At 61.2% G+C, this 23674-nt stretch carries 23 protein-coding genes and 1 pseudogene; 9 read left to right on the top strand and 15 right to left on the bottom strand.

Features of this window, described 5'->3' with window-relative positions; genetic code table 11:
• Positions 1 to 77 precede the first annotated feature (77 nt).
• From LVE68_RS03790 to LVE68_RS03835, 10 genes are all read right to left on the bottom strand, one after another.
• Positions 78 to 1316 carry an aspartate kinase gene (locus LVE68_RS03790; protein WP_233005701.1) on the bottom strand — a complete coding sequence of 413 codons (1239 nt, stop codon included), beginning with the start codon at positions 1314 to 1316 and terminating at the stop codon, positions 78 to 80.
• A gap of 149 nt (positions 1317 to 1465) precedes the next feature.
• The gene (gene alaS, locus LVE68_RS03795) at positions 1466 to 4081 is read right to left on the bottom strand and encodes an alanine--tRNA ligase (RefSeq protein ID WP_233005702.1); all 2616 of its coding nucleotides are present in this window, start codon (positions 4079 to 4081) and stop codon (positions 1466 to 1468) included.
• Positions 4082 to 4140: 59 nt separating this feature from the next.
• A complete protein-coding gene (locus tag LVE68_RS03800; RefSeq protein WP_233005703.1) occupies positions 4141 to 4500 on the bottom strand; it encodes a histidine triad nucleotide-binding protein in 360 nt (119 codons plus the stop codon).
• A 3-nt stretch (positions 4501 to 4503) separates the two neighbouring features.
• On the bottom strand, positions 4504 to 4689 hold the full coding sequence (locus LVE68_RS03805) for a Trm112 family protein (protein WP_233005704.1): 186 nt from the start codon (positions 4687 to 4689) through the stop codon (positions 4504 to 4506).
• A 113-nt stretch (positions 4690 to 4802) separates the two neighbouring features.
• The gene (locus LVE68_RS03810) at positions 4803 to 5642 is read right to left on the bottom strand and encodes an alpha/beta hydrolase (protein WP_233005705.1); all 840 of its coding nucleotides are present in this window, start codon (positions 5640 to 5642) and stop codon (positions 4803 to 4805) included.
• Positions 5643 to 5787: 145 nt separating this feature from the next.
• Entirely contained in the window at positions 5788 to 6807 is a 1020-nt protein-coding gene (locus tag LVE68_RS03815; protein ID WP_233005706.1) for a class I fructose-bisphosphate aldolase, read from the bottom strand.
• 99 nt (positions 6808 to 6906) lie between these two features.
• Positions 6907 to 8385, bottom strand: a complete 1479-nt coding sequence (gene glpK, locus LVE68_RS03820; protein ID WP_233005707.1) for a glycerol kinase GlpK — start codon at positions 8383 to 8385, stop codon at positions 6907 to 6909.
• Between the two features lie 40 nt (positions 8386 to 8425).
• Positions 8426 to 8905, bottom strand: a complete 480-nt coding sequence (locus LVE68_RS03825; RefSeq protein ID WP_233005708.1) for a regulatory protein RecX — start codon at positions 8903 to 8905, stop codon at positions 8426 to 8428.
• 47 nt (positions 8906 to 8952) lie between these two features.
• Entirely contained in the window at positions 8953 to 9987 is a 1035-nt protein-coding gene (recA, locus tag LVE68_RS03830; RefSeq protein ID WP_233005709.1) for a recombinase RecA, read from the bottom strand.
• 75 nt (positions 9988 to 10062) lie between these two features.
• Entirely contained in the window at positions 10063 to 10572 is a 510-nt protein-coding gene (locus LVE68_RS03835; protein WP_233005710.1) for a CinA family protein, read from the bottom strand.
• A 91-nt stretch (positions 10573 to 10663) separates the two neighbouring features.
• On the opposite strand from LVE68_RS03835, the gene mutS reads away from it, so the two are divergent.
• The 5 genes and pseudogenes from mutS to LVE68_RS03855 all read left to right on the top strand — a co-directional run bounded on the left by mutS (position 10664) and on the right by LVE68_RS03855 (position 17021).
• Positions 10664 to 13291, top strand: coding sequence for a DNA mismatch repair protein MutS (mutS, locus tag LVE68_RS03840; protein ID WP_233005711.1), 2628 nt, complete (start codon positions 10664 to 10666; stop codon positions 13289 to 13291).
• A 123-nt stretch (positions 13292 to 13414) separates the two neighbouring features.
• Complete coding sequence (gene fdxA, locus LVE68_RS03845; protein ID WP_233005712.1) at positions 13415 to 13738, top strand: ferredoxin FdxA; 324 nt, start codon at positions 13415 to 13417, stop codon at positions 13736 to 13738.
• A 263-nt stretch (positions 13739 to 14001) separates the two neighbouring features.
• A complete protein-coding gene (locus tag LVE68_RS03850; RefSeq protein WP_233005713.1) occupies positions 14002 to 14169 on the top strand; it encodes a DUF1328 family protein in 168 nt (55 codons plus the stop codon).
• 413 nt (positions 14170 to 14582) lie between these two features.
• Positions 14583 to 14894, top strand: a pseudogene (locus LVE68_RS18205) (InlB B-repeat-containing protein); the annotation flags it as partial.
• Between the two features lie 51 nt (positions 14895 to 14945).
• Entirely contained in the window at positions 14946 to 17021 is a 2076-nt protein-coding gene (locus LVE68_RS03855) for a hypothetical protein (RefSeq protein ID WP_233005714.1), read from the top strand.
• Positions 17022 to 17126: 105 nt separating this feature from the next.
• Here LVE68_RS03855 and LVE68_RS03860 read toward each other — a convergent pair whose 3' ends face one another.
• Positions 17127 to 17651 carry a peroxidase-related enzyme gene (locus LVE68_RS03860; protein ID WP_233005715.1) on the bottom strand — a complete coding sequence of 175 codons (525 nt, stop codon included), beginning with the start codon at positions 17649 to 17651 and terminating at the stop codon, positions 17127 to 17129.
• Between the two features lie 86 nt (positions 17652 to 17737).
• On the opposite strand from LVE68_RS03860, the gene dinB reads away from it, so the two are divergent.
• The 4 genes from dinB (at position 17738) to LVE68_RS03880 (ending at position 20314) form a co-directional block, all read left to right on the top strand.
• A complete protein-coding gene (dinB, locus tag LVE68_RS03865; protein ID WP_233005716.1) occupies positions 17738 to 18826 on the top strand; it encodes a DNA polymerase IV in 1089 nt (362 codons plus the stop codon).
• Between the two features lie 121 nt (positions 18827 to 18947).
• Complete coding sequence (locus tag LVE68_RS03870) at positions 18948 to 19244, top strand: DUF6116 family protein (protein WP_233005717.1); 297 nt, start codon at positions 18948 to 18950, stop codon at positions 19242 to 19244.
• Positions 19245 to 19334: 90 nt separating this feature from the next.
• Positions 19335 to 19871, top strand: coding sequence for an RNA polymerase sigma factor (locus tag LVE68_RS03875; protein ID WP_233005718.1), 537 nt, complete (start codon positions 19335 to 19337; stop codon positions 19869 to 19871).
• Positions 19868 to 20314, top strand: coding sequence for a hypothetical protein (locus tag LVE68_RS03880; RefSeq protein WP_233005719.1), 447 nt, complete (start codon positions 19868 to 19870; stop codon positions 20312 to 20314). Before LVE68_RS03875 ends, LVE68_RS03880 begins: the two co-directional genes overlap by 4 nt.
• A 43-nt stretch (positions 20315 to 20357) precedes the next feature.
• On the opposite strand, the gene LVE68_RS03885 is transcribed toward LVE68_RS03880, so the two are convergent.
• The 4 genes from LVE68_RS03885 to LVE68_RS03900 all read right to left on the bottom strand — a co-directional run bounded on the left by LVE68_RS03885 (position 20358) and on the right by LVE68_RS03900 (position 23673).
• Positions 20358 to 21335, bottom strand: a complete 978-nt coding sequence (locus LVE68_RS03885; protein ID WP_233005720.1) for an NADPH:quinone oxidoreductase family protein — start codon at positions 21333 to 21335, stop codon at positions 20358 to 20360.
• A gap of 76 nt (positions 21336 to 21411) precedes the next feature.
• On the bottom strand, positions 21412 to 22335 hold the full coding sequence (locus LVE68_RS03890; RefSeq protein WP_233005721.1) for an SDR family NAD(P)-dependent oxidoreductase: 924 nt from the start codon (positions 22333 to 22335) through the stop codon (positions 21412 to 21414).
• A gap of 14 nt (positions 22336 to 22349) precedes the next feature.
• The gene (locus tag LVE68_RS03895) at positions 22350 to 22814 is read right to left on the bottom strand and encodes a MaoC family dehydratase (protein ID WP_233005722.1); all 465 of its coding nucleotides are present in this window, start codon (positions 22812 to 22814) and stop codon (positions 22350 to 22352) included.
• Between the two features lie 73 nt (positions 22815 to 22887).
• Positions 22888 to 23673 carry an SDR family NAD(P)-dependent oxidoreductase gene (locus LVE68_RS03900; protein ID WP_233005723.1) on the bottom strand — a complete coding sequence of 262 codons (786 nt, stop codon included), beginning with the start codon at positions 23671 to 23673 and terminating at the stop codon, positions 22888 to 22890.
• Position 23674: the final 1 nt, after the last annotated feature.

The raw sequence follows: 23674 nt of genomic DNA on the forward strand, positions 1-23674 counted from the left end.
CTCAATGGGTCGGACTCTACGCCACATGACGAAATTGCTATGAGAAGTCAGCCGCCCCCTTACAGCTGGTTATAGACTCAGCCTGCCGCACGGGGCTCCGACAGCTCAAACTCGCTGTGCAGGGCCCGCACCGCAAGCTCCAGGTAGCGCTCGTCAATGATCACGGAAATCTTGATCTCAGACGTGGTAATCATCTGGATATTGATATTGTCCTCGCCCAGCGCACTGAACATCCGGCTGGCCACATTGGCATGGGACCGCATGCCCACACCGACAATCGAAACCTTGGCGATTTTGTCGTCTGCAACCACTTCCCTGGCGCCCAGTTCACCAGCCACCCTCTCCAGGACCTCTTTGGCCTTGGCCAGGTCGTTACGGTGCACGGTGAAGGTAAAGTCTGTCGTGCCATCAATGGAGCTGATGTTCTGCACGATAACGTCCACTTCGATGTTCTCCGCGCCCACCGGCGCCAGGATCCGGCAGGCCACACCGGGAGTGTCCGGCACGCCGCGGATCGTCAGTTTTGCCTCGTCGCGGTTGAATGCGATGCCGGAAACGACGGGTTGTTCCATTTCGGTGTCTTCCTCATCCAGACTGATCAGCGTGCCCTCCCCTTCCTCGAAGGTGGATACGACACGCAGGGGTACCTTGTACTTGCCGGCAAACTCGACCGCGCGAATCTGCAGCACCTTGGAGCCCAGGCTGGCCATCTCGAGCATTTCCTCGAAGGTAATGCGATCGAGCCGCCGCGCACTGTCCACTACACGGGGATCGGTGGTATACACCCCATCCACGTCGGTATAGATCTGGCACTCGGTGGCATTCAGCGCCGCCGCCAGGGCCACACCTGTAGTGTCTGAGCCACCGCGCCCGAGCGTGGTGATATTGCCCTCTTCATCCACACCCTGGAAACCTGCCACCACCACCACGCGACCGGCATCCAGGTCCCGGCGCATACGCTCCACATCGATCTGCTGGATCCGGGCCTTGGTGTGCGAGTTGTCAGTAAGAATCTTCACCTGGCCGCCGGTATAGGAGCAGGCGTCATAGCCACGTTTCTTCAGCGCCATACTCAGGAGCGCGATAGTGACCTGCTCCCCGGTGGACACCAGGACATCGAGCTCCCGCGGATCCGGCTTCTCCTGCACCTGGTAGGCGAGGTCAATCAGGCGATTGGTTTCGCCACTCATGGCCGAGAGCACCACCACCATCTCGTGGCCCTGTGCCCGGAATGCGGCGACCTTGTCGGCGACAGCTTCGATGCGCTCGATCGAGCCCACCGAAGTGCCACCGTATTTCTGCACGAACAAACTCATGGATTTTTGTGTTTCCTTACTGCCAGCGTCACCAGGCCAGGCTTGTTGGCACAGTAACTGCCAGTTTTTGCGAGCCGCGCACTAAATCACTAATTTTCGGCAAAATCAACCGATTTATTGCGCGGCGCCCGCTCTTGCCCATCGGACTCTCAGGAGAGCTGCTCCTCGACCCAGCTGCGCACGTCGGAAAGCATACCCGGCAGCGCCGCTACATCAGTGCCGCCACCCTGGGCCATATCCGGGCGACCGCCGCCCTTGCCGCCCAGCTTGCCGGCGGCAAAGCGCATCAGGTCTCCAGCAGCCACCCGGCCGGTCAGGTCTTTCGTCACGGCAGCCACCAGGGCCACCTTCTCTTCACCCGGTGCGGCAAGCAATACGACGCCACTACCCAGCTTGTTCTTCATCTGGTCGGCGAGGTCCCGCAGCGATTTGGGATCCGCGCCCTCAATGGAAGCCGCCAGCAGCTTGTGGCCCGCCACTTCCACCGCCTCGGCGGACAGGTCTCCACCTGCGCCACTGGCGAGCTTCGTCTTCAGCTGGGACAGCTCCTTTTCCAGCTTGCGGTTGTTGGCCAGCAACTGCTCGACCTTCTCTGCCAGCATATCCGGGCGCGTCTTCAACAGCGCCGCCGTGTGCTCCAGGCGCTGCTGCGCCTCATCGAACAGGGCCAGGGCGTGTGCGCCTGTCACCGCCTCGATACGTCGCTGGCCCGAGGCGATGCCGCTCTCCCCGACGATACGCAGGAGCCCGATGTCCCCGGTACGCTGGACATGGGTACCGCCGCAAAGCTCTACAGAGAAGGCACCGCCACCCTCAATCTCGCCCATGGAGAGCACCCGCACGGTGTCGCCATATTTCTCGCCAAACAGAGCCATGGCGCCCTTTTCCTTCGCGCTCTCGATATCCGTTTCCTCGGTCAGCACCTCACTATTGGCACGGATCTGGGCATTCACCAGCGACTCAATGGCATGCAGCTGCTTGGCAGTCACAGCCTCAGGGTGGGAAAAGTCGAAGCGCAGGCGCTCTGAATCCACCAGCGAGCCCTTCTGCGTTACATGTTCACCCAGCACCTTGCGCAATGCAGCGTGCAACAGGTGGGTCGCGGAGTGATTGAGCGCGGTGGACTGGCGCACATCCGCGGACACCTCGGCCTCCAGCTCGTCGCCTACTGACAGGCTGCCCTGCAGCAGCTTGCCGGTATGCAGGTGATGGCCACCCTGCTTGCTGCAATCCCGCACCTCGAAGCGGCCACCACTGGCCTGCAGGTAACCACAGTCACCCACCTGGCCTCCGGACTCGGCATAAAAAGGCGTGCGATCCAGGACCACAGCCCCCTCCTGGCCCTCCACCAGGGTATCAACCTGCTCACCGCCTTCATTGACGATGGCCACTACCTTGCCGCGGGCACTGGTGGCATCGTAGCCAAGGAATTCAGTGCTGCCTTCCAGGTCGAGGGTCGCAGTGTAATCATGCTTGAACTTGCCCGCCGCCCGGGCGCGCTCGCGCTGGGCTTCCATGGATGCCTCATAGCCAGCCATGTCCAGGGTCAGGTCACGCTCCCGGGCAATATCCTGGGTCAGGTCCACCGGGAAGCCGTAAGTATCGTAGAGGGTGAATACCAGCTCACCGGGGATTTCAGTCCCCTCCAGGCCGGACAGTGCCTCGTCCAGCACTGACATGCCCTTATCCAGGGTCTTGGCAAACTGCTCCTCTTCCTTGCGCAGGGTGTCCTCGATCAGCTGCTGCTTGTCACGCAGCTCCGGGTAGGCGTCACCCATCTGTTCCGCCAGGGCGTTCACCAGCCGGTAGAAGAAAATGTCTTCCTGGCCCAGCTTGTGGCCGTGGCGGACTGCGCGGCGGATGATCCGGCGCAGCACATATCCCCGCCCCTCATTGGAGGGCAATACCCCGTCGGCGATCAGGAAAGAGCAGGAACGGATATGGTCCGCAATCACCCGCAGGGATTTTTCCTCCAGGTCACTGCAGCCGACAATCTCCGCGGCGGCTTTCAGCAGCGCCTGGAACAGGTCGATCTCGTAATTGGAATGCACGTCCTGCATCACTGCAGCAATACGCTCGAGGCCCATGCCGGTATCCACTGAGGGCTTGGGCAGCGGGTGCAGCTCGCCATCGGCAGAGCGTTCGAACTGCATGAACACCAGGTTCCAGATCTCGATGTAGCGATCCAGGTCATCGTTGTCCGATCCGGGTGGGCCACCGGGCACATCCGCACCGTGGTCGTAGAATATTTCAGAGCTGGGCCCACAGGGGCCGGTGTCGCCCATCTGCCAGAAATTGTCCTCGTCGAGGCGGGAGAAGCGGTCGGGGCTGACCCCCATTTCCTTCAACCAGATATCCGCGGCCTCGTCATCACTGATGTGCACGGTGACCCACAGGCGCTCCTCCGGCAAGCCCAGCACCTTGGTCAGGAAGTCCCAGGCGAAGCGGATGGCATCGCGCTTGAAGTAGTCGCCAAAACTGAAGTTGCCCAGCATCTCAAAGAAGGTATGGTGACGGGCGGTGTAACCGACGTTCTCCAGGTCGTTATGCTTGCCACCGGCGCGTACACAGCGCTGCGAGCTGACCGCGCGCTTGTAGGGGCGCGGCTCATGGCCCAGGAAAGTGTCCTTGAACTGCACCATACCGGCATTGGTGAACATCAGGGTCGGGTCGTTGCCCGGCACCAGGGAACTGGAGGGCACCACTGTGTGCCCCTGCTCGGCAAAATAATTCAGGAAGGCGTCGCGTATCTGTGCGCTTTTCATCCAGCGTAATTCCACTTCGTTGGTAAAGGTTGATTAAACGGTGAGACCGACGGGGCCACTCAGTTGCCCGGGTCGTCGGCCAGGTCCTGCTCGCGCATTTCCCGGTCGGCGAGCAGGTGAATATGCAGGTGAAAGACGGTCTGGCCGGCGCTGCGGCCGTTATTGACCACAAGGCGGAATCCATCCAGCTCCAGCTTGCGGCCCAGCTCCCCGGCTACCCACAGCAGGTGCCCCATCAGGAGGCGATCTTCCTGAGTCGCGTCCGACACATTGACGAGCGGTTTGCGCGGGATGATCAGCAGGTGCGTCGGCGCCTTGGGCGCACGGTCCCGGATAACGATGCACTGCTCGTCCTCATACACCCTGTCGACCGGAATCTCGCCCGCAAGAATGCGGCTGAAGACGCTGGGCTCACTCATGGGCTACTTTTCCAGTTTTTCCTCGGCGGTCAGCTGGCGCGCCTCGGACTCCAGCATCACCGGGATGCCGTCACGTACCGGGTAGGCCAGGCCACTGGCCTTGCAGACCAGTTCCTGCCGTTCCTCGTCATACTCGAGTGGCGCCTTGCTTACCGGGCAAACCAGCAGACTCAGTAGTTTCTTATCCATGTTCCACACCCTCAGGGCCCACCCGGGGCCAAAAACGACCGCGTATGGTACAACGGTTAACGGGCATTTTCACGGCCTCCGCGACCGCTCACCGGCCCCGGTTCACCGGCAGGTCAGGCGGAGGCTTCAATGGCACCCACTTCCTGGCCGGCCCGCAGGTGTGCCAGCAGCAATTCCACTGCCCGGGGCCCGTCTTCCGGCTCATTGAAAACCTCATGGAAGGCATCGGGGAACAGCTTCACCTGCCGCTCTTCACTCCCGAAGCACTCAAACCAGGCCAGGCTGGTGTCACTGTCCACCATGCGGTCACTCCGCGGCAGCAGCAACAGGGAGGGAACGGTGATCCTGTCGAGATTGGCATGGAGGAACTCGCGCTCCCGCAGGAAGCTGGCGAACCAACGCATGGAAACCCGGTCGTGGACCAGGTCGTCGGCCAGGTAATCATCTACCGCGGCCTGGTCGTGGGTCAGGTCCTGTGGATCCAGGCGGTTGGAAAGGGACAACTTTGGCACCAGCCCCGACAACAGGCTGATCAGCGGCCGCTCCAGCGCGCCCGGCTCATTACGGCCCCGGAATCCTGGCGCGGAGAGCACCAGGCTGTCGACCCCACCGAAGCGCACAACGCAACCACAGGCGATGACACCGCCCATGCTATGCCCCAGCAGGTGCAGGGGCCGCCCGGGGTTATCCCGCCGTACAATGCGGATGAAGTCATGCAGGTGTTCACTGTAGCGGGCAAAATCATCAATGTGGCCGCGCCGCCCGGCCGAGAGGCCGTGACCGTAGTGATCCGGGGCATAGACACTGTAACCCGCGCTATTGAGAACGCGCGCCAGGCGCCGATAACGGCCACTGTGCTCACCCAGCCCGTGGGAGATCACCACGACGCCGAGCGCTCCCTCTACCCACCAGCGCCGGAAATGCAGCTGGTCTCCATGTGACATGAATTGCATCACTCTCTCCTCGCTACGTTATTTTTATTGTGTCGTACTGTTTTTGTGCTGATTGTGGTGCGGGCCCGGTGCTGAGCTGCCGGGCCTGGCGACCGTATCCCGCTAAGCCGTAACCCGGATAGCCGCACCCCGGAAAGCCGTATCTCTACGATTCCTTTTCCATCGATTCTTCGTACTCGCCGAGCATGGCCAGGTGATTCAGCCGCGCCCGCTTGTGCAGGGCGGCCCGGGCGCGGCCGGCATTGCCACTCTTACCTTCCCAGGCCTTGAGTGCCGGTTCCTGCAGGGCGCGCCCGTATGAAAAACTCAACTGCCACGGCGCGTGCCACAGCTGGTTCAGCGCATTCAGGTTCGCCGTGGCCTCTTCCGGCCCCTGCCCCCCGGACAGGAAATTGATGCTGGGCACCGCCGCAGGCACTCCGCGACGCAGGCTGCGCATGGTGTACTCGGCCACCTGTTCGGGCGGCGCCTTGGCGCACTCCTTGCCGGGTGTGACCATACTTGGCTTGAGGATCATCAACTCCAGCACCACGCCATGCCGGTGCAGTGCGTGGAATACCTCGTGCCATACCACCTCATTGACCTCGGCACTGCGCTCGATACTGTGATCGCCGTCCATCAGCACCTCCGGCTCGACGATGGGTACCATCCCGCAGGACTGGCACACGGCGGCATAACGGGCGAGCATCTCGGCATTGGCTGCCAGGCCCAGTTGCGTCGGGTTACAGGGGCTTACCGGGTAGACCTCGCGCCACTTGGCAAAGCGGGCCCCCTGCTCGCGGTAGCCCTGCAATCGCTCCTCCAGGCCGTCGAGACCGAACGTAATCATGTCACCCGGTGCACCCGGTAGCGGGCCCTTGCCCTTGTCGACCTTTATGCCGGGCACGATGCCCTGGCCCCAGGCCACCTCTGGCAGGGGCCGGCCCCGGTCATCTTTCTGGCCAAGAGTCTCCTCGAACAGGATAACCCCGCTGACATAGTCACCCAGCCCCTCTGTACCCAGCAGCATTGAGCGGTAGAAGCGCCGGTGCTCTTCCGTGGATTCAACCCCCACGGAAGCGAAGCGCTTGGCGATGGTGCCACTGCTCTCGTCCGCAGCAAGAATGCCGCGGCGGCCGTCCACCATGTCGCCGATCGTGGCCTGCAGTTCATCACTGATATTCACGCTGATCACCTCTCATCAACTCCTGACTTGAGGATAGGCACTTTCACACTCATCGCGGCCACTGGCCGCGACTAGCGGTTCTCCTGGCGTAGCGCCGGCTCAGAAAGCACGGCACGCCGTTACTGCCCGGCGCCAGCCCTCCAGGAGCTCCCGCCGCCGCTGTTCCGGCATGCGCGGCACGAAGTCCCGCTCGATCTCCAGCAGGCAATCCGGAAGCTGTCCCGCGGGCCATATGCCGGCGCCGATACCCGCCAGTAGTGCCGCACCCACCGCCGTGGACTCGATCTGGCGCGGGCGCTCCACCCGTGTTGCGGAGATATCCGACTGGAATTGCATCAGGAAGTCATTGGCACTGGCCCCGCCGTCGACACGCAGGTGCGTGGTGTCGACACCGAGGGACCCGGCCATCAACTGGGCCAGCTCCTCGCTCTGGTAGGCGATGGACTCCAGGGTTGCACGCACCAGTTCTGCCTTGCCGGAGCCCCGGCTCAGGCCACAGATGGTGCCGCGGGCGCCCGGGTCCCAGTGCGGGGCGCCCAGGCCGCTGAATGCCGGCACCAGGTATACACCCTTGGTATCCGGCACCCCCCTGGCGATGGTTTCAGTCTCCCCGGCCTGCTGGATCAGGCCCATATCGTCGCGGAGCCATTGCACCGCAGAACCCGCATTGAACACGGCGCCCTCCAGCGCGTAGGCGGGGGCCCCCGTCGCGTCACAGGCGATGGTGGTGAGCAGTCCGGTCGGCGCCTCGGGGCGTTCGTCACCGGCGTAAGCCAGCATGAAACAGCCCGTGCCGTAGGTGTTCTTGATGGTGCCGGGGGATGTGCAGCCGTGGCCAAAGAGGGAGGCCTGCTGGTCGCCGGCCACGCCGCAGATGGGCACCTCAGCCCCCAGGAATGCCCCGGGGTCGGTGGTGGTAAACAGCCCGGCGGAGGGGCGGATATCCGGCAGGATCCCTGCCGGGCAACCAAACAGGTCCATTAGCTCCGGATCCCAGTCGCGCCGCTCCAGGTTGTAAAGCAGCGTCCGGCTGGCGTTCGTATGGTCGGTCAGGTGGGCTCGGCCGCCACTCATCTTCCAGATCAACCAGCTGTCGATGGTGCCGAACGCCAGCTCCCCGGCACGCGCGCGCTCCAGCAACTCAGGGCGCTCGCCAAACAGCCACTGTAACTTGCTGGCGGAAAAGTAGGCATCCAGTACCAGGCCGGTACGCTCGAGAAGCCACTCGGCTTTCCCGGCACGCTCCAGTTCCCGGCACAGTTCGGCCGACCGCCGGCACTGCCAGACAATCGCCCGGCAGACCGGCTCGCCGGTCTCGCGGTCCCAGAGCACCGTGGTTTCCCGCTGGTTGGTGATACCGATCGCGGACAACTCGCCCACCTCGATGCCTGCGCGCTCCACTGCTGCGGCACAGACACGCAGAGTCACCTGCCAGATTTCATTGGCATCATGCTCTACCCAGCCGGGCTTGGGGTAATACTGCGGGAATTCGGAATAGCTGCGACCCAGGAGGCGGCCGTGGGAATCGAAGACAAAGGCGGTGGTTCCGGTGGTGCCCTGATCAACAGAAAGAATCATGGGGGCTCCTTGCTCTTATCTTTTCCCCGAGTATACAGCCTCAGGGGAAAAGTTCTGCCTCCAGTGCACACTGGATCGCATCCGCAGGGAAGCCCCGGTAGGCAAGGTAGCGCTGGCGCCGTGCGCGCTCTTTCAGTTGGTGTTCCCGGGGCTGTGCATCGTCGATGGGCTGGCGGAATTTGCGCTGCAGCGTCTCCTCCGCCAACTGGAACCAATCCACCTCGAGCTGCTCAATGGCAGCCTCAATATAAGAGGCGTCCACTCCGCGCTGCTGGAGCTCGCGACGGATCCGCAAGGGCCCCTGGCCGCGCTGCACACGCGAACGGGCAAACACTTCGGCGAAGCGCTGGTCGGACTGGTAGTTAAGTTCATGAAGGCGCTGGAACAGCGCGTCGAAATCGGCATCGGGGAAGCGGGCCGCCAGCTTCTGCCGTAATTCCTGGCAGGAGTGCTCGCGGCGCGACAGCATCTCAAGTGCCGCGCCGAACAGCGCCTGAGCGGGGTCTTGCTGGGAAAACACGGGTAAAGGGGGGGGGCCGTCCTGATTACTCTCCCTGCTCCCCGGAATTACTCTTCCGGGGACTCCACCGCCTCTTCCGGCTGTGCGGGAACCAGGTCACCCAGCAGCTGGGCGCGCAGCTGGCCCTCGATCTCATCGCGGATACCCTGGTTTTCCTTCAGGAACTTGACCGCGTTGGCCTTGCCCTGGCCGATCTTGTCACCCTTGTAGCTGTACCAGGCACCGGCCTTGTCCACCAGCCCATGCTTGACGCCGTAGTCGATGATCTCGCCAAGCAGGTTGATACCCTGGCCGTACATGATCTGGAACTCGGTCTGCTTGAACGGCGGCGCCACCTTGTTTTTCACCACCTTCACCCGGGTCTCGTTGCCGACCACCTCATCGCCCTCTTTCACCGAGCCGATGCGGCGAATATCCAGGCGTACCGAGGAGTAAAACTTGAGCGCGTTACCACCGGTGGTGGTCTCGGGGGAGCCGAACATCACACCGATCTTCATGCGGATCTGGTTAATGAACACGCACAGGGTGTTGGTGTTCTTGATGTTACCGGTCAGCTTGCGCAGGGCCTGGGACATCAGGCGTGCCTGCAGGCCCACGTGGGAATCGCCCATCTCGCCCTCGATCTCGGCGCGCGGGGTCAGGGCCGCTACCGAGTCGACGATCAGGACATCCACCGCGCCGGAGCGCACCAGCATGTCGGCCACTTCCAGGGCCTGTTCGCCGGTATCCGGCTGGGAGACGATCAGCTCGTCGACGTTCACGCCCAGCTTCTCGGCGTAGATGGGGTCCAGCGCGTGCTCGGCGTCCACGAACGCACAGGTGCCGCCCTTGCGCTGCGCCTCGGCGATGACCTGCAGGGTCAGGGTGGTCTTACCGGAAGACTCCGGGCCGTAGATTTCCACGATACGGCCGCGGGGCAGGCCGCCAATGCCGAGGGCCACGTCCAGGCCCAGGGAACCGGTGGAGATCGCGGGAATCTGCACACGCTCCTTGTCCCCCATACGCATAACGGTACCCTTGCCGAACTGGCGCTCGATCTGAGACAGCGCCGCCTGCAATGCCTTGTCTTTATTGGAATCCATGACCTTTCCCATGTACTTAAGCGTTGTTGATTGGGGGCAAGCTTAACGAAGGATTACTGTATAAGCAACCAGTAATCAATCTTCCGGGTGCTCGCGCACGAGCGCCAGTATTTCCCGCAGCGCCTCGGCCACGGTCTGCTCCTGCACCGCCGCGCGATCCCCCTCGAAATGGAAGCAGCTGGCATCAATGGTAACCGGCTCCTGCCCCTCGGAATGGGCCAGCGCGATCCACACCGTGCCCACTGGCTTTTCCTCAGTGCCACCGTCCGGCCCCGCGATCCCGCTGACCGCAACGGCGACATTGGCATCCATCAGGCCCAGCACGCCGGAGGCCATCTGCCGGGCCACCTCTTCACTGACCGCGCCCAGCTCCTCCAGGTCATCCCCGGAGACCGCGATCAGCTCGCGCTTGACCCAGTTGGCGTAGCTGACCACCGAGCCCTCGAACCAGTCTGAGGCGCCCGGCACCGAGGTGATTGCGGCGGCGATTGCACCACCGGTGCACGACTCTGCCGCAGTTACCTTCCAGTCCCGCTTGTGCAATTCTTCACCAAGCTCCCGAGCCAGCTCCGAAATATCCGTCATCTGTTTATTCCTTGCTATCCGAATCGGTAGAATACCGCCTTCCCCCGGACCCCGGCAAAATCCACCTCATAACGGACAAGAAGTACGCCCCATGCCGCAAGCCGCGACTGCCACGAACAACGCCAAGCATACCCCGATGATGCAGCAGTACCTGCGCATCAAGGCCGAACACCCCCAGGAACTGGTGTTCTACCGTATGGGAGATTTCTACGAGCTGTTCTACGACGATGCCAGGAAGGCCGCAGAGCTGCTGGATGTCACGTTGACTGCCCGCGGCAAGTCCGGGGGCGAGCCCATTCCCATGGCTGGCATCCCCTACCATGCGGCAGAGGGCTACCTGGCACGCCTGATCAAGGCCGGGGTATCGGTAGCCATCTGCGAGCAGATCGGCGACCCCGCCACCAGCAAGGGGCCGGTTGAGCGCAAGGTGGTGCGGATCGTCACCCCGGGCACAGTAACCGATGAGGCACTGCTGAACGAGCGTCGCGATAACCTGCTGGGCGCCCTGGCGCACCTGGGTGACAGCTACGGCCTGGCCCTGCTGGACCTGGCAACCGGCCGATTCGTGGTGCAGGAAGTGGAAACTGTCGAGACCCTGGCCGAGCAGGTACAGCGACACGCCCCGGCGGAGCTGCTGGCCCCGGAAGATGTCACCCTGCCGGCTGAGGTCGCGCGCCTGCCGGGCCTGCGTCGGCGCGCCCCGTGGGAGTTCGACCACGAGAGCGCGCTGCGCCTCCTCAACAACCAGTTCGGCACCATGGACCTGGAGGCATTTGGCTGCAGCCACATGCTCGCCGCGGTGACTGCCGCCGGCTGCCTGCTGCAATATGCCCGGGACACCCAGCGCACCGAGCTGCCGCATATCCGCAGCCTGCAGACCGAGACCAGCGATGACACAGTGGCGCTGGACGGCGCCAGCCGACGCAACCTGGAAATCGACCTGAACCTTTCCGGCGGCGACGACAATACCCTGTTGTCAGTGTTCGATACCTGCAAGACCGCCATGGGCAGCCGCCTGCTGCGACGCTGGCTGAACAATCCCCTGCGCCAGCTGACCACCCTGAACAACCGGCAGGATGCTATCGGCGCCATGCTGGACAGCTATGGCTTCGAACCCCTGCGGGACGCCCTCAAGCCCGTGGGGGATATGGAACGCATCCTGGGCCGCCTGGCCCTGCGCTCTGCACGCCCGCGCGACCTGGCGCGGCTGGGGCAGTCACTGGCGCAGTTCCCGGAAATCCAGCGTCAGCTGGCAGAGATGGACACGGCACTGTTGCGCGAACTGGGACGCGAGATCGGCGAATGGCCGGAGACCGTGACATTGCTGGAGCGGGCCATCGTCGAGAACCCGCCGGTGGTGATCCGCGATGGCGGCGTGATTGCCGAAGGCTACGACAGCGAGCTGGACGAGTTACGCGCTATCAGTGAAAACGCCGGCGACTTCCTGGTGCAGCTGGAACAGCGGGAAAAAGAGCGCACCGGGATTCCCACCCTCAAGGTCGGCTACAACCGGGTGCACGGTTACTTTATCGAGATCAGCCGCGGCCAGAGCGACAAGGCGCCGGCCGAATATATCCGCCGCCAGACTCTCAAGAATGCCGAGCGCTTTATCACGCCCGAGCTGAAGGAGTTCGAGGACAAGGCCCTGTCGGCCAAGAGCCGCGCCCTGGCCAGGGAAAAAGCACTGTACGAGGAGCTGATCGTCAAGCTCAACGAATCACTGGCCGAACTGCAGGCCGCAGCAGCCGGCGTGTCGCAACTGGACGTGCTGGCCTGCCTGGCAGAGCGTGCCGACAACCTGCGCCTGTGCCGCCCTGCCCTCGGCGCCGAGCCGGGCCTGGATATCAGTGCCGGCCGCCACCCGGTGGTAGAGCAGGTGCTGGACGAGCCCTTCGTGGCCAACGATATCGACCTGCGCGACGACCGCCGCATGCTGGTAATTACCGGACCCAACATGGGCGGTAAGTCCACCTACATGCGCCAGACCGCGCTGATCGCCCTGCTGGCCCACTGCGGCAGTTTCGTACCGGCGGATTCCGCCCGTATCGGCATGCTGGACCGCATCTTTACCCGCATCGGCAGTGCCGACGACCTGGCCGGGGGCCGCTCTACCTTTATGGTGGAGATGACCGAAACCGCCAACATCCTGCGCAATGCCAGCGAGAACAGCCTGGTGCTGATGGACGAGATCGGCCGCGGCACCAGTACCTACGATGGCCTGTCCCTGGCCTGGGCCTGCGCCCACTTCCTGGCCGACCGGGTGCGTGCCTTCACCCTGTTCGCCACCCACTACTTCGAGCTGACGGACCTGCCCGCGCGCTGCCCCGAGGCGGCCAATATCCACCTGAATGCCACCGAGCACGGTGACAGCATCGTCTTCCTGCACCGCATCCAGGAGGGGCCGGCATCCAAGAGCTACGGCCTGCAGGTGGCAAAACTGGCGGGTATCCCGGGAGAGGTTCTGGTGGAGGCGCGGCAGCGGCTGCAGGCGCTGGAATCCGGCGAGCGCCCAGAGCTGGCAGGAACCGAAGCGGCGACCGGTGGCCCGGAGGCGGTATCCCCGGAGGCGGTATCCCCGGAGGCGGCATCACCGCTGCAGGCGGAGCTGTTCGGCGCCCCCAGCCACCCGGCAGTGGACGCCCTGGCGGAACTGGACCCGGATGAAATGACTCCGCGCCAGGCACTGGAACAGCTATACGCCCTGCGCAATTTGTTATAAGCACCCAACCAATTCGACTGAAAAGCCACTATAATTCGCGCCAGTTGTTGCTAAAATCCGCAACTCACAGAAATACCCCGGGGCTGGCGCTCCCGGAGACTGACGCATCATCGAGGGACAAGCATGACATTCGTAATTGGGGAAAACTGCATCAAGTGCAAATACACCGACTGTGTGGAAGTCTGCCCGGTGGACTGCTTCTATGAAGGCCCCAACTTCCTGGTAATCCACCCGGACGAATGTATTGACTGCGCACTGTGCGAGCCGGAGTGCCCGGCCAACGCCATCTTCTCCGAGGACGAGGTGCCGGATGACCAGCAGGAGTTCATCGAGCTGAACGCGGAACTGTCCGAGGTATGGCCCAACATCACCGAGAAAAAGGACCCTCTCCCTGATGCTGCAGAGTGGGACGGCAAGAAAGGCAAGCTTGAGCACCTGGAGCGCTAACTCCCCCTTTCAGGCAGACAGCACCTTATTGTGAAACGGGTCGCCCGGGGCGGCCCGTTTCTGTTTCCGCCATCCTATCTCTCCCCTGATCCGCCACCCTATCCCCCCTGAATTTCACCGGCGGGAACAAAATTGCTGGTGAGCGCCCGATTCTGGGCCTATAACTGTTGTCCATGAGCCATCCGCGATGGCCTGTGCCCAATCGACAGCGGCCGGCTCAGTGCACTTGGCTTATTTTCTCCCGGTATCAGAGGAGACTGACTATGTTGCGATGGGCAATTATATTTTTCGTGATTGCGATCATTGCCGCCTTCTTCGGATTCGGCGGCGTGGCCGGTGTCGCTGCAGATGCGGCGAAGGTCCTGTTCTTTATCTTCCTGGTGCTGTTCGTGCTGGCACTGATCTTCGGCCGCAAAAGACCCCCCAAGTAATTGAGCGTTCTGGAGGGCCAGCCCAGGCCCTCCAAACTTCCGGGTTTCACTCGACCATATCGCCGAAAAATCCTTGTCAAAAAAATAAACTTCGCATCCTCCGGATACTCTTCCACGCACCCCTGCCACATGCCTCCATGGCACATTGCCAAATCCATTTTGCCAACTGCGCCCGATCAAAAATTGAACCGATCCGCAACAAAGAATGCACCCGTTCACAAGCAAACCCCGGGCACGGGGATAGTGCCCATTTATCCGTGGCAGTGACTGGGATCCACCCGCTCCGCTCACGGACTAGCCAGCTATCGGGATCAGGGGCTGGGCCATGCAATTAGGCTATCTGGTACTACCAAAACATTTACAGAAATGATAAATACCCGGGCACAAGCACAACAAAAAGAGTGACAAAACCTATGAACTGGAAAAAGTGGCTAAGCTGTTCCGTATTTACTTTTACAGTCTCAGCCTGCGGCGGGGGCGGCGGTGGAGGGGGAGGATCGACTGACAACCCGCCGGACCAGACCCCAACGCAGTACACGGTAACCGCGCAGGCCGGCACGGGGGGAAGTATCTCTCCTGCAAGCGTCGAAGTTGATACTGGAGCAACCACAACCTTTACACTGCAACCGGACACTGGCTATGAAGTCAGCTCTGTCACGGGCTGCGGTGGCAGCCTGGATGGCTTGGCTTATACAACCGGCCCTATCACCAGTGCTTGCCAAGTCAATGCCGAATTCAGCTTCTCCGGGGCCGGGGGGTCAGATCCTGACGCGCCGGTGGCATCCATCCTGTTCCCATGGACAGTTTCCCGCAGCGATGCGAATACCCTGACAGTCAAGGGCGTCGCAAGTGACTCTGACAAGATCACTGCAGTAAGAGTCAATGGTGTAGAGGCAACCCTCTCATCAACGGCTGTGCAGGCATTTGCGTATCCCTCTCCCCTCTCTTCGAGCTCACCTGTGGGCTCGGGTACCGCGGACACCGGCGGCGACCAGGTTGAGTGGGAAGCGACGATAGAGCTGAGCGACAATGCAGATACCACTATTGTGGTGGAGACCGAGGATGAAGCTGGTAATGTGGAGTCGTCTGCAGACAGCGCACAGGTAATCAGGCGAGCCGTGCCGATCCAGTTTGTAATGGATACCGAAGGACGCCGCCTGGTAGGACAGCCCTGGCACGACCAGATCGTGATCATGGGGCTGGACGATGACAGTTACCAATCCCTGAAATTCAATGACCAGCCATATTGCCAGGGGCTGGGACTGCGCACCGACCGGGACCAGATGATTTGCACTAACCTGTTCAGCGACCAGCTGGAAATCACCGGCATCTCTCTGGATACGAAAGAGCAAGAGTTCCTGATCGGCTATCCCCTGCAGCTGGACCCCGCCGAATGGTCCTTCGCCAACGTACGTGAGACCCACGTTTCTTCGGACAACAGTGGCCTTTTCATTCTGCTGACCTACTTTTCTGCCTCAGATTATTCCCTGAACAAGTCCGTGATCCTGCGTTATGACTTTGGCAGCTCTACGATGGCCACAGTTGTCGACGGCACCACTGATAGCGGCAAAAAAGTAGCGTCAGATAATTTTGCGCTGGCTGAGAATGGAATGCTGCTTTTTAACGGCCACTGGGGCGATGACAACGGGGATGACAGCCTGCAACTGGTCGACTATGACGGCGCAGACTCCCAGGCTGTAACTGATGCCTTCAACCTCCTCCTCGCAGGAATTGACCTCGACACCACCGAAACATGGGCATACATGGCCGGTTACGATGGAATTGCCCGTGCCAACCTGATTGAAGGAACTCAAGAGGTGCTGTCACTGGAAGCCGACGAACTTGAGTTCAATGTTGCCCAGGTTAGCTCCATTGGGGTGGACGAGGTAAACAGCCGACTCCTGGTCTCCGATTCAGATTACAACTATATATTCTCTGTCGACCTTGAGACCGGCACTCGCAGTGAGTTTGCCTCAAACGGCGTGGGCAACGGCAAACACCTGCTGGCCCCCCGCGCACTGCAACTTGACGAGGCCAACGGCCGGGTGTTCTTGCTAGACGACGGCGGCAATGCCAGGGCAGTGCTGTTCTCGGTTGACTTGCTAACCGGCGACAGAGATGTCATCACGTACTTCGACCACGACTGCAACCATATCGCCAGCGACCTGGATTACGACCCGGAGGGTGGCCGCTTGTTCGCCACGTTCGATCACGCCGTAGTTGAAGTGGACGTTGAAACCGGGCAAGTTACCCCTGTCGCCCCGGCAACTGCCTCCACCAACGATTGCGCCGGATCGTCCTACCAGTTTACCGGCAGCACCCTGGACCTGCCCTCGAACCGCCTGCTCGTCACCGAAACCGGCAATGACGCTGTGATGGCAGTGGACCTCGCTACAAAGGTGATAACCAACGTCTATTCCTCCAGCAGCATCGATGTCCCGGTGGATGTGGCCATGGACAACGCCTCGGGCAACCTGTACATCGCATCGCAGGCCAATGGCGATATCCATAGCTACTCGCCGGAAACGGGCGAATTAACTTTGCTTCTCGACAGCTGCCTGGACGCAAACGGGCAGGATGCCATGGATATCAATATAGGAGGCATTCAGGGTATCACCATGGACCCGGCCCGGCCGGTGATGTGGATTACCGGCGATCAGTTGTTGCGCTTTGACCTGGAAGCCGGCAGCTGTTCAGCAATGCCCTGGCGATATTTCGGCTATGGCCTGGTGGACAACCGCAGCATCCTGGATTTGGCCATAACCGAGAGCGGACAGCTACTCGGGGCCAAGTTCAATCAGATGGTCCAGGTTGATTTCGAATCCGGTGAGCTGGTCACCGTTTCCAAATAAGCCAACCAATCCAAGAAACAGGCAGGGGCGCCATGCGGCGCCCCTGTTGCCAGCTAGCATTCGACCACTCCCCCCCCTGGCCAACCTTTCGCCGACTAGCCCAGGTTAATCCAGGGTAACGTCCAGCACTTCCAGAAACCGGTTGGCACCGGTCATAAACTCCATAACACCCAGAGCCTCGACGATTTCCATATCGCTGGCCCCCTCCCGCCGGGCGGCATCAATATACTTCTCCCCATGGTCGTATGGGGTCTGGTTGGCGTGGTGCGCGAGTTCCAGCAGTGCATGCTCCTTTGGGGAAAGGTGCGCATGATCGGGGTCAAGCCGGATTTGCAGGATTTCCTTTGGGTCCACCTCCCGCTCCTGCAGCAACTCACTGTACCTGGCTATGCCATATTCGTTGCGGTTGTCCGCGGACACCACCAGGGCAATACTCTCCTTCAACCTGACTGACAGGCAACCATGCATCATCAACACCTTGAACTTTTCCCATTTCAGCCGCAGCAGCTCAGGGTGATGCGCGTAGGCGCGGAACATATTGGGGATAGAGCCAAGCTCATCCTCGATCTCGGCAAAGACTTTCTCCACCGCTTCATCGGCAGGTCTCTGCACCAGGGGTATCCGACTCATAATCCTTCTCCCAAAGCGCCGTGAATTACCAGTCAGGGTGCTAATCAGCCTTCCCGACCGGCAACAGCACTGTATATAATCCCAGCATGAGGAAGATCATCCACTGCGACTGCGACTGCTTCTACGCCTCGGTAGAAATGCGTGACGACCCCAACCTGCGCGGGAGGCCGCTGGCGGTAGGGGGTGCCAGTGACCGTCGCGGGGTGATCTCGACCTGCAATTACGAGGCCCGGAGCTACGGGGTCCGATCTGCCATGCCCAGTTCGCAGGCAAAAAAACTGTGCCCTGACCTCATTGTAGTACCCGGTAATATGAAAAAATATCGGGAGGTAAGTGCCCAGATCCGGGAAATTTTCGCTGATTACAGCGATGCTGTGGAACCGCTGTCCCTGGACGAAGCGTATCTGGACGTCACAGACAGCGAACATTGCCAGGGCAGCGCGACCCTGATCGCCCGCGAAATCCGCCGACGGGTGGAATCCTCCCTTAACATCACCATCTCGGCCGGCGTCGCCCCCAACAAATTCCTGGCCAAAATAGCCAGTGACTGGCAAAAACCCAATGGCCTGACGGTCATTACCCCGGACCAGGTCGACGAGTTTGTGCTGCGCCTGCCTGTGGAGAAGATCCACGGCGTGGGACGGGTCACCGCAGAGAAGATGCATCGCCGCGGCATTCGGACTTGCGCTGACCTGCGCAATTTCACCAGGGTCGAGCTCAGCCAGCTGTTTGGCAAGTTTGGCAGCCGTCTCCACGACCTCTGCCGGGGTATTGATGACCGTCCGGTACGGAGCGATGGCTCCCGCAAGAGTGTGAGCGTGGAGCGTACTTTCAGTGAGGACTTGCCCACGCTGGAGGCCTGGCAGCAGGAGATGTCTGAACTCTATATAAGGTTGCTCGAGCGGCTGGAAAAACTGGGCGAACGCTACGAAATAAGCGGCGCCGGGGTAAAGGTCAAGTACAGTGACTTCTCCACCATGACCCAGGAACGCTCCAGCCAGAACGCGCGTGCCACTGAATTCCGGCACCTCCTCCAGCAATGCTGGGACAAGCGTGCCGAACCGATCCGGCTGCTGGGGCTGGGGGTCAAACTGAAGGATCTGCGTGCCGAGATGGGGCCGGAACAGCTGCCGCTACCATTGAAATACCGTAACCGCCACGTATCCAATGCCTGAACCAGCGGCTCCAAACCAGTCGGCACGTACCAGTCAGTAAATCTGGCGTAGCCGGAGTCTACTAAAACAAAGCTTTTCGGCCAGCCAACTATACTCACCCGAGGCAGGAGGCGGGAACGCCATGAAAAAAGTGCTCCCGAGCGCCCTGGTCGGCTGGTTCCTTTCATACGCCCGTCGACTCAGGCACCCACAGTTATTCAAGTGGATTTGCGCTGTATTCATCGTCGATCTGTTTGTCCCCGACCTGCTGCCGTTCGTGGATGAGGTCCTCCTGGGACTGGCCGCTCTCTACCTGGGCAGCCGCAGGAAACCCACAAGCAGTGATTTACCCCGCAGCAACGCCGACGGGGATAACAGCGATAAACGTCAGCATTCTTTCGCACAGCATTCACAGCGAAAAGACGACGGGCAAAGATGACCGGTTTCCGGCCGCCAGTGATCGGCCGGCCCATGCTCGCAACCGAATTGTTTACGAGCGGATTTGGGAAGCGCACGGAGGCGCGATAACTTGTCCCGCAAACATTACCAGCACCTTAACGACGAGGCGCTGCTCGAGTTTTATCACTCGACACGCAACCTCGGGGCCTTCCAGCACCTGTACTCCCGGTACAAGGACTCGCTCTATCGTTACTGTGCACAGATGAATTTCAACTATGCCAGTCGAGTCCTCGAGGAGCTATGGACCAGCCTGCTCGAGCATCCTCCCGCCTTACAGGGGCGCCTGTTGCGGAGCTGGCTATTTATCCGCCTCAACCGATTGCTGCGCCGCCATCCGGAAGAAACACTGGAAACCAGCCCTGCGACCTCCAGGGCCGGGCCACCCGGGGCCCCCTTATTGGAGGCCATCCAGCAACTGCCCCGCCGGCTTCGGAATATTGTCCTGCTACACATGGAGTGCCAGCTGCCACTGGCCACAATTGCGGATATCGAGGGAATCTCGCTGAAACAATGTCGCGATCATTACCATGACGGCAAGGAACAATTGCGGGAGATATTGCATGGACCGCGGCGGCAGCCGTGGCGTATCGCGGAGGTGACTGTATGAGTGTTTGGGAAAGCCAGTACCGGGAGGCGGCCAGCCAGCTGGCCTCGCCGGAGAACCTGGATGAGCGTATATTGCAGCAGGCCAGCCAGTACAAGCCGGCCCCCAGTAACAGCCGTCTTGCCTCCGGTGCCGCCGGCAGCTTCGCTGCTGTAGCCGTGCTGGTACTTTTGATTCACCCGGCCCAGTACCTGGGTGCATTGACTCCCGGAGGCTCAACTGGCACCGGCACAGATCCGCTGGAAAACTGGCAGATGCAGCAAAAGGCACCAACGCCCGTTGAGAGGGACCAGTGGTTTGCTCTCCGCGGGGAGGTGCGAGCGGGTAACTACGTGACATTGTGTGAGCAGTGGCGAAAAGAGCAACGGGGAGTTTTGGATGCCCGTCTTCCCGCGGACCTGGCCCGGAAAGCGCGCCGGCATTGCCGTCTGCTGCCGACGCCCTGACAGCGGCCCGGCACCCTGGCTGTCAATCAGGAGCCGTGCTCGCTCAGGTAATGCTCAGGATCACCTTACCACGGGCACGGCGCTCGGTAATTGCCGCAAATGCGTCGCGGAACTCCTCAAAGCTGAATACCTCAGTGGTTATCGGGTTCAGGCGCCCTTCCTCAACCATCTGCAGTAACTCGGCAAAGTTCTGCAGGTTGGCAGAGGGATCCCGCTGTGCCCAGCTGCCCCAGAATATGCCCATGATGTCGCCAGCCTTGAGCAGAGGCAGGTTCATGGGCAGGTGGGGGATATCCCCGGACGCAAAGCCGATTACCAGGTAGCGCCCACACCAACCGATAGAGCGATAGGCCTGTTCGGTATATTCGCCTCCCACCGGGTCAAAGATCACATCGGCACCGCGGCCACCGGTCAGCTCCTTGATGCGCGCCTTCAGGTCCTCCTGGCTGTAATCAACCAGCTCGTCGGCTCCCGCCTCCCGGCAGAATTCGAGCTTGCGGGCGCTCGAGGCGCAGGCAATCACACGCGCTCCCAGCGCCTTACCCAACTGGATTGCCGTCACTCCAACGCCCCCTGCGGCTCCCAGGACCACCAGGGTTTCGCCCTCTTGCAGCGCAGCGCGCTGCTTCAGCGCATAGTAGGAGGTGGCATAGGTAATACAGAAACCCGCCGCCTGCTCAAAACTCAGGGTTTCAGGCATCGGTACCAACAGGTTCTGGTCGACATTTACCTGCTCCGCGAACGCCGACATGCCGGGCATGGCAATGACTTTGTCTCCGACGCGGAAGCGTTTGACTTTATTGCCCACGGCGCTCACTACACCGGCGCATTCGCCACCGGGGATAAACGGCAACGGCGGCTTTACCTGGTATTTCCCGGCGATGACCAGTACATCCGGGAAGTTGAGCCCCGCTGCCCGCACATCGATCCTGACCTCCGTGTCACCGGGGACAGGGGATTCGCGGTCCTCAATCACCAGCGTTTCTACCGGTCCATACTCATTGCATATCAGTGCGCGCATCAGCCAAAACCTCGTCAACTCTCCATTTTAGACACCGACCAGGCGGCGTCGTTCTACACCCGGTAATACGGGTAGCTCACGCCAGGTCAACCTCGAGCGCTTCCGCGGCCTTCTGTACGAACTTGAGGGTCTGGTTAAAGCCGCCGACCAGTTCCCGCTGCCCGGTCTCATCCCCGATTTCCTCGAGGGCCGCGAGGACGTTCTCGCCGGTCTGCTCACCAGGCGGCAAGTAAATACCTTCGGTCTCCAGGATCCGGGCCTGGGCGAAACCGCCCGCTCCCGCACACAGGATCGTGCGGTTTGGTGCTTCCCCGGCGACCAGCGCGACCAGGCCAGCGGTTACCGATTCTGGGGTCATCAGGTCCAGTACACGCGTGTCCTGGATCAGGTCCTCGGTCATGCGTGTGGCGGCCGTCGGGGAAAGGCAGTTCACGCGAATTCCGTATTTCTCTCCTTCCAGGCACAGCGTATTCATCAGGCCGACCAGGGCGGTTTTCGCAGCTCCGTAATTGGATTGCCCGAAATTGCCATATAGACCGGACGACGAGGTCGTCATCACGATCCGGCCATAACCCTGCTCCCGCATCTGCGGCCAGGCCGCTTTAGTGCAATGCACCGAGCCCATCAGGTGCACATCGATTACCTTGCGGAAGTCCTCGATTGCCATCCTGGCAAATGACTTGTCCCGCAGGATCCCGGCATTGTTCACCAGGATATCGACCCGTCCCCAGTTTTCGACCGCGGCCGCGATCATTCCCTCTACCTGCTCGTAGTCGCAAACATTGGCACCGCTTGCAATGGCCTCACCGCCGGCCGCGACGATCTCCTCAGCCACCTGCTCCGCCGCGCTCATCGATGCACCGTTACCGTCCCGGGCACCCCCGAGATCGTTTACCAGCACACGCGCGCCGCGGCGGGCCAGTTCCAGCGCATGGGACCGGCCAAGACCATTACCGGCCCCGGTGACGATCGCAACCTGCCCATCAAATCGGATAGTCATTGAATGTTCCTCAGCTAGTCTCCGGTAAACTGCATTACCAACCATTCGGCAATCAGGGCTGGCTTTTCCTCACCCTGGATTTCCATGGTCATCTCAAGCTTGACCTGGAACTGCCCCGGGGCCTTTTCGACAATATCCATCACCCGGGCCCGGACCCGGACGCGCTGGTTTACCCTGACCGGGTTAATAAACCGCACCCGGTCCAGGCCGTAGTTAACCGCCATCCTCATCCCGTCGATGCCGATCTGCAGCTGCTCAGCAAAATGGGATAGGAGGGACAGGGTAAGGAAGCCATGGGCAATGGTGGAACCGAATGGGGTTTTACTGGCGGCTTCCGGATCCACGTGAATAAACTGGTGGTCCCCGGTGCAGTCGGCGAACGCGTTGATACGCGACTGGTCGATAGTCATCCAGCCTGTGGGCTCCGGTTCGTGGCCGATAAACTGTTGCAGGTCATCACTGAGAATCGCTGTTGGCATATGCCGCTCCTTTTCTCTGTTGTTCCCATACTCACCATTCAACGCGGCCAGGCGGACTTGAACGGTCTGTATTTCAGTAGGCGGATACGCCCCCATCTACCGCCAGTGCCTGGCCGGTAACGTAGGTCAGCTTCGGGGACAACAACATCAGCATGGCACTGACCACCTCATCCGGCTCTGCAAGGCGTTTCATCGGGCAGCCCGCCGCCAGGAATGCCTGGAAGTCCTGCGCGCTCACCCCATCCGGGGTTTCGATATCCGTCACCATCGGCGTCAGGGTAAAGAACGGGCAGACGGCATTGACACGAATCCCATGGCTGGCATTTTCAATTGCCGCAGTTTTCGTCAGGCCAATAACGGCATGCTTGGCCGCCGCGTAAGAGGCGATCTTGGGCGCACCGCCCAGCCCTGCCATGGAAGAGACGTTCAGCACAGTACCCGACTGCTGCTTTTTCATCAGCGGCAACTGGTGCTTCATGCCAAAGAAAACCCCTTTCTGGTTGATGTTGTACTGTCGATCCATTTCCTCTTCACTGGTCTTTTCCACCGACATCATCGGCGGCGCCACACCGGCATTATTGACTGCGATATCCAGCCGCCCGAACGCCTTCGCAGCCGCATCCACCAGTGCCGCGCAGTCAGCTTCCCGAGACACGTCACACCGCTGCGCCCGCACCTCTACCCCGGTACTGCCCAGCTCATCTGCCAGCGCCATCAGGACGGTTTCGTTAATATCGCCCAGCACCAGCCCCGCACCCCGGGCACCGAGTTCACGGGCCAGCAGGGCACCGAAACCGCTGGCAGCCCCGGTCACCAGCGCCACACGGCCGGAAAAATCCAGAATCGGGTCCAGTTTCATA

This window comes from Microbulbifer sp. YPW16 (genome assembly GCF_021290385.1).
GTDB classification, from domain to species: Bacteria; Pseudomonadota; Gammaproteobacteria; order Pseudomonadales; family Cellvibrionaceae; genus Microbulbifer; species Microbulbifer zhoushanensis.

Excerpts from the sequence above, each read along its gene's own strand:
- LVE68_RS03790 (WP_233005701.1), bottom strand. The coding sequence starts at position 1,316 with ATGAGTTTGTTCGTGCAGAAATACGGTGGCACTTCGGTGGGCTCGATC.
- alaS (WP_233005702.1), bottom strand. The coding sequence starts at position 4,081 with ATGAAAAGCGCACAGATACGCGACGCCTTCCTGAATTATTTTGCCGAG.
- LVE68_RS03800 (WP_233005703.1), bottom strand. The coding sequence starts at position 4,500 with ATGAGTGAGCCCAGCGTCTTCAGCCGCATTCTTGCGGGCGAGATTCCG.
- LVE68_RS03805 (WP_233005704.1), bottom strand. The coding sequence starts at position 4,689 with ATGGATAAGAAACTACTGAGTCTGCTGGTTTGCCCGGTAAGCAAGGCG.
- LVE68_RS03810 (WP_233005705.1), bottom strand. The coding sequence starts at position 5,642 with ATGCAATTCATGTCACATGGAGACCAGCTGCATTTCCGGCGCTGGTGG.
- glpK (WP_233005707.1), bottom strand. The coding sequence starts at position 8,385 with ATGATTCTTTCTGTTGATCAGGGCACCACCGGAACCACCGCCTTTGTC.
- recA (WP_233005709.1), bottom strand. The coding sequence starts at position 9,987 with ATGGATTCCAATAAAGACAAGGCATTGCAGGCGGCGCTGTCTCAGATC.
- LVE68_RS03835 (WP_233005710.1), bottom strand. The coding sequence starts at position 10,572 with ATGACGGATATTTCGGAGCTGGCTCGGGAGCTTGGTGAAGAATTGCAC.
- mutS (WP_233005711.1), top strand. The coding sequence starts at position 10,664 with ATGCCGCAAGCCGCGACTGCCACGAACAACGCCAAGCATACCCCGATG.
- fdxA (WP_233005712.1), top strand. The coding sequence starts at position 13,415 with ATGACATTCGTAATTGGGGAAAACTGCATCAAGTGCAAATACACCGAC.
- LVE68_RS03850 (WP_233005713.1), top strand. The coding sequence starts at position 14,002 with ATGTTGCGATGGGCAATTATATTTTTCGTGATTGCGATCATTGCCGCC.
- LVE68_RS03860 (WP_233005715.1), bottom strand. The coding sequence starts at position 17,651 with ATGAGTCGGATACCCCTGGTGCAGAGACCTGCCGATGAAGCGGTGGAG.
- dinB (WP_233005716.1), top strand. The coding sequence starts at position 17,738 with ATGAGGAAGATCATCCACTGCGACTGCGACTGCTTCTACGCCTCGGTA.
- LVE68_RS03870 (WP_233005717.1), top strand. The coding sequence starts at position 18,948 with ATGAAAAAAGTGCTCCCGAGCGCCCTGGTCGGCTGGTTCCTTTCATAC.
- LVE68_RS03880 (WP_233005719.1), top strand. The coding sequence starts at position 19,868 with ATGAGTGTTTGGGAAAGCCAGTACCGGGAGGCGGCCAGCCAGCTGGCC.
- LVE68_RS03885 (WP_233005720.1), bottom strand. The coding sequence starts at position 21,335 with ATGCGCGCACTGATATGCAATGAGTATGGACCGGTAGAAACGCTGGTG.
- LVE68_RS03890 (WP_233005721.1), bottom strand. The coding sequence starts at position 22,335 with ATGACTATCCGATTTGATGGGCAGGTTGCGATCGTCACCGGGGCCGGT.
- LVE68_RS03895 (WP_233005722.1), bottom strand. The coding sequence starts at position 22,814 with ATGCCAACAGCGATTCTCAGTGATGACCTGCAACAGTTTATCGGCCAC.
- LVE68_RS03900 (WP_233005723.1), bottom strand. The coding sequence starts at position 23,673 with ATGAAACTGGACCCGATTCTGGATTTTTCCGGCCGTGTGGCGCTGGTG.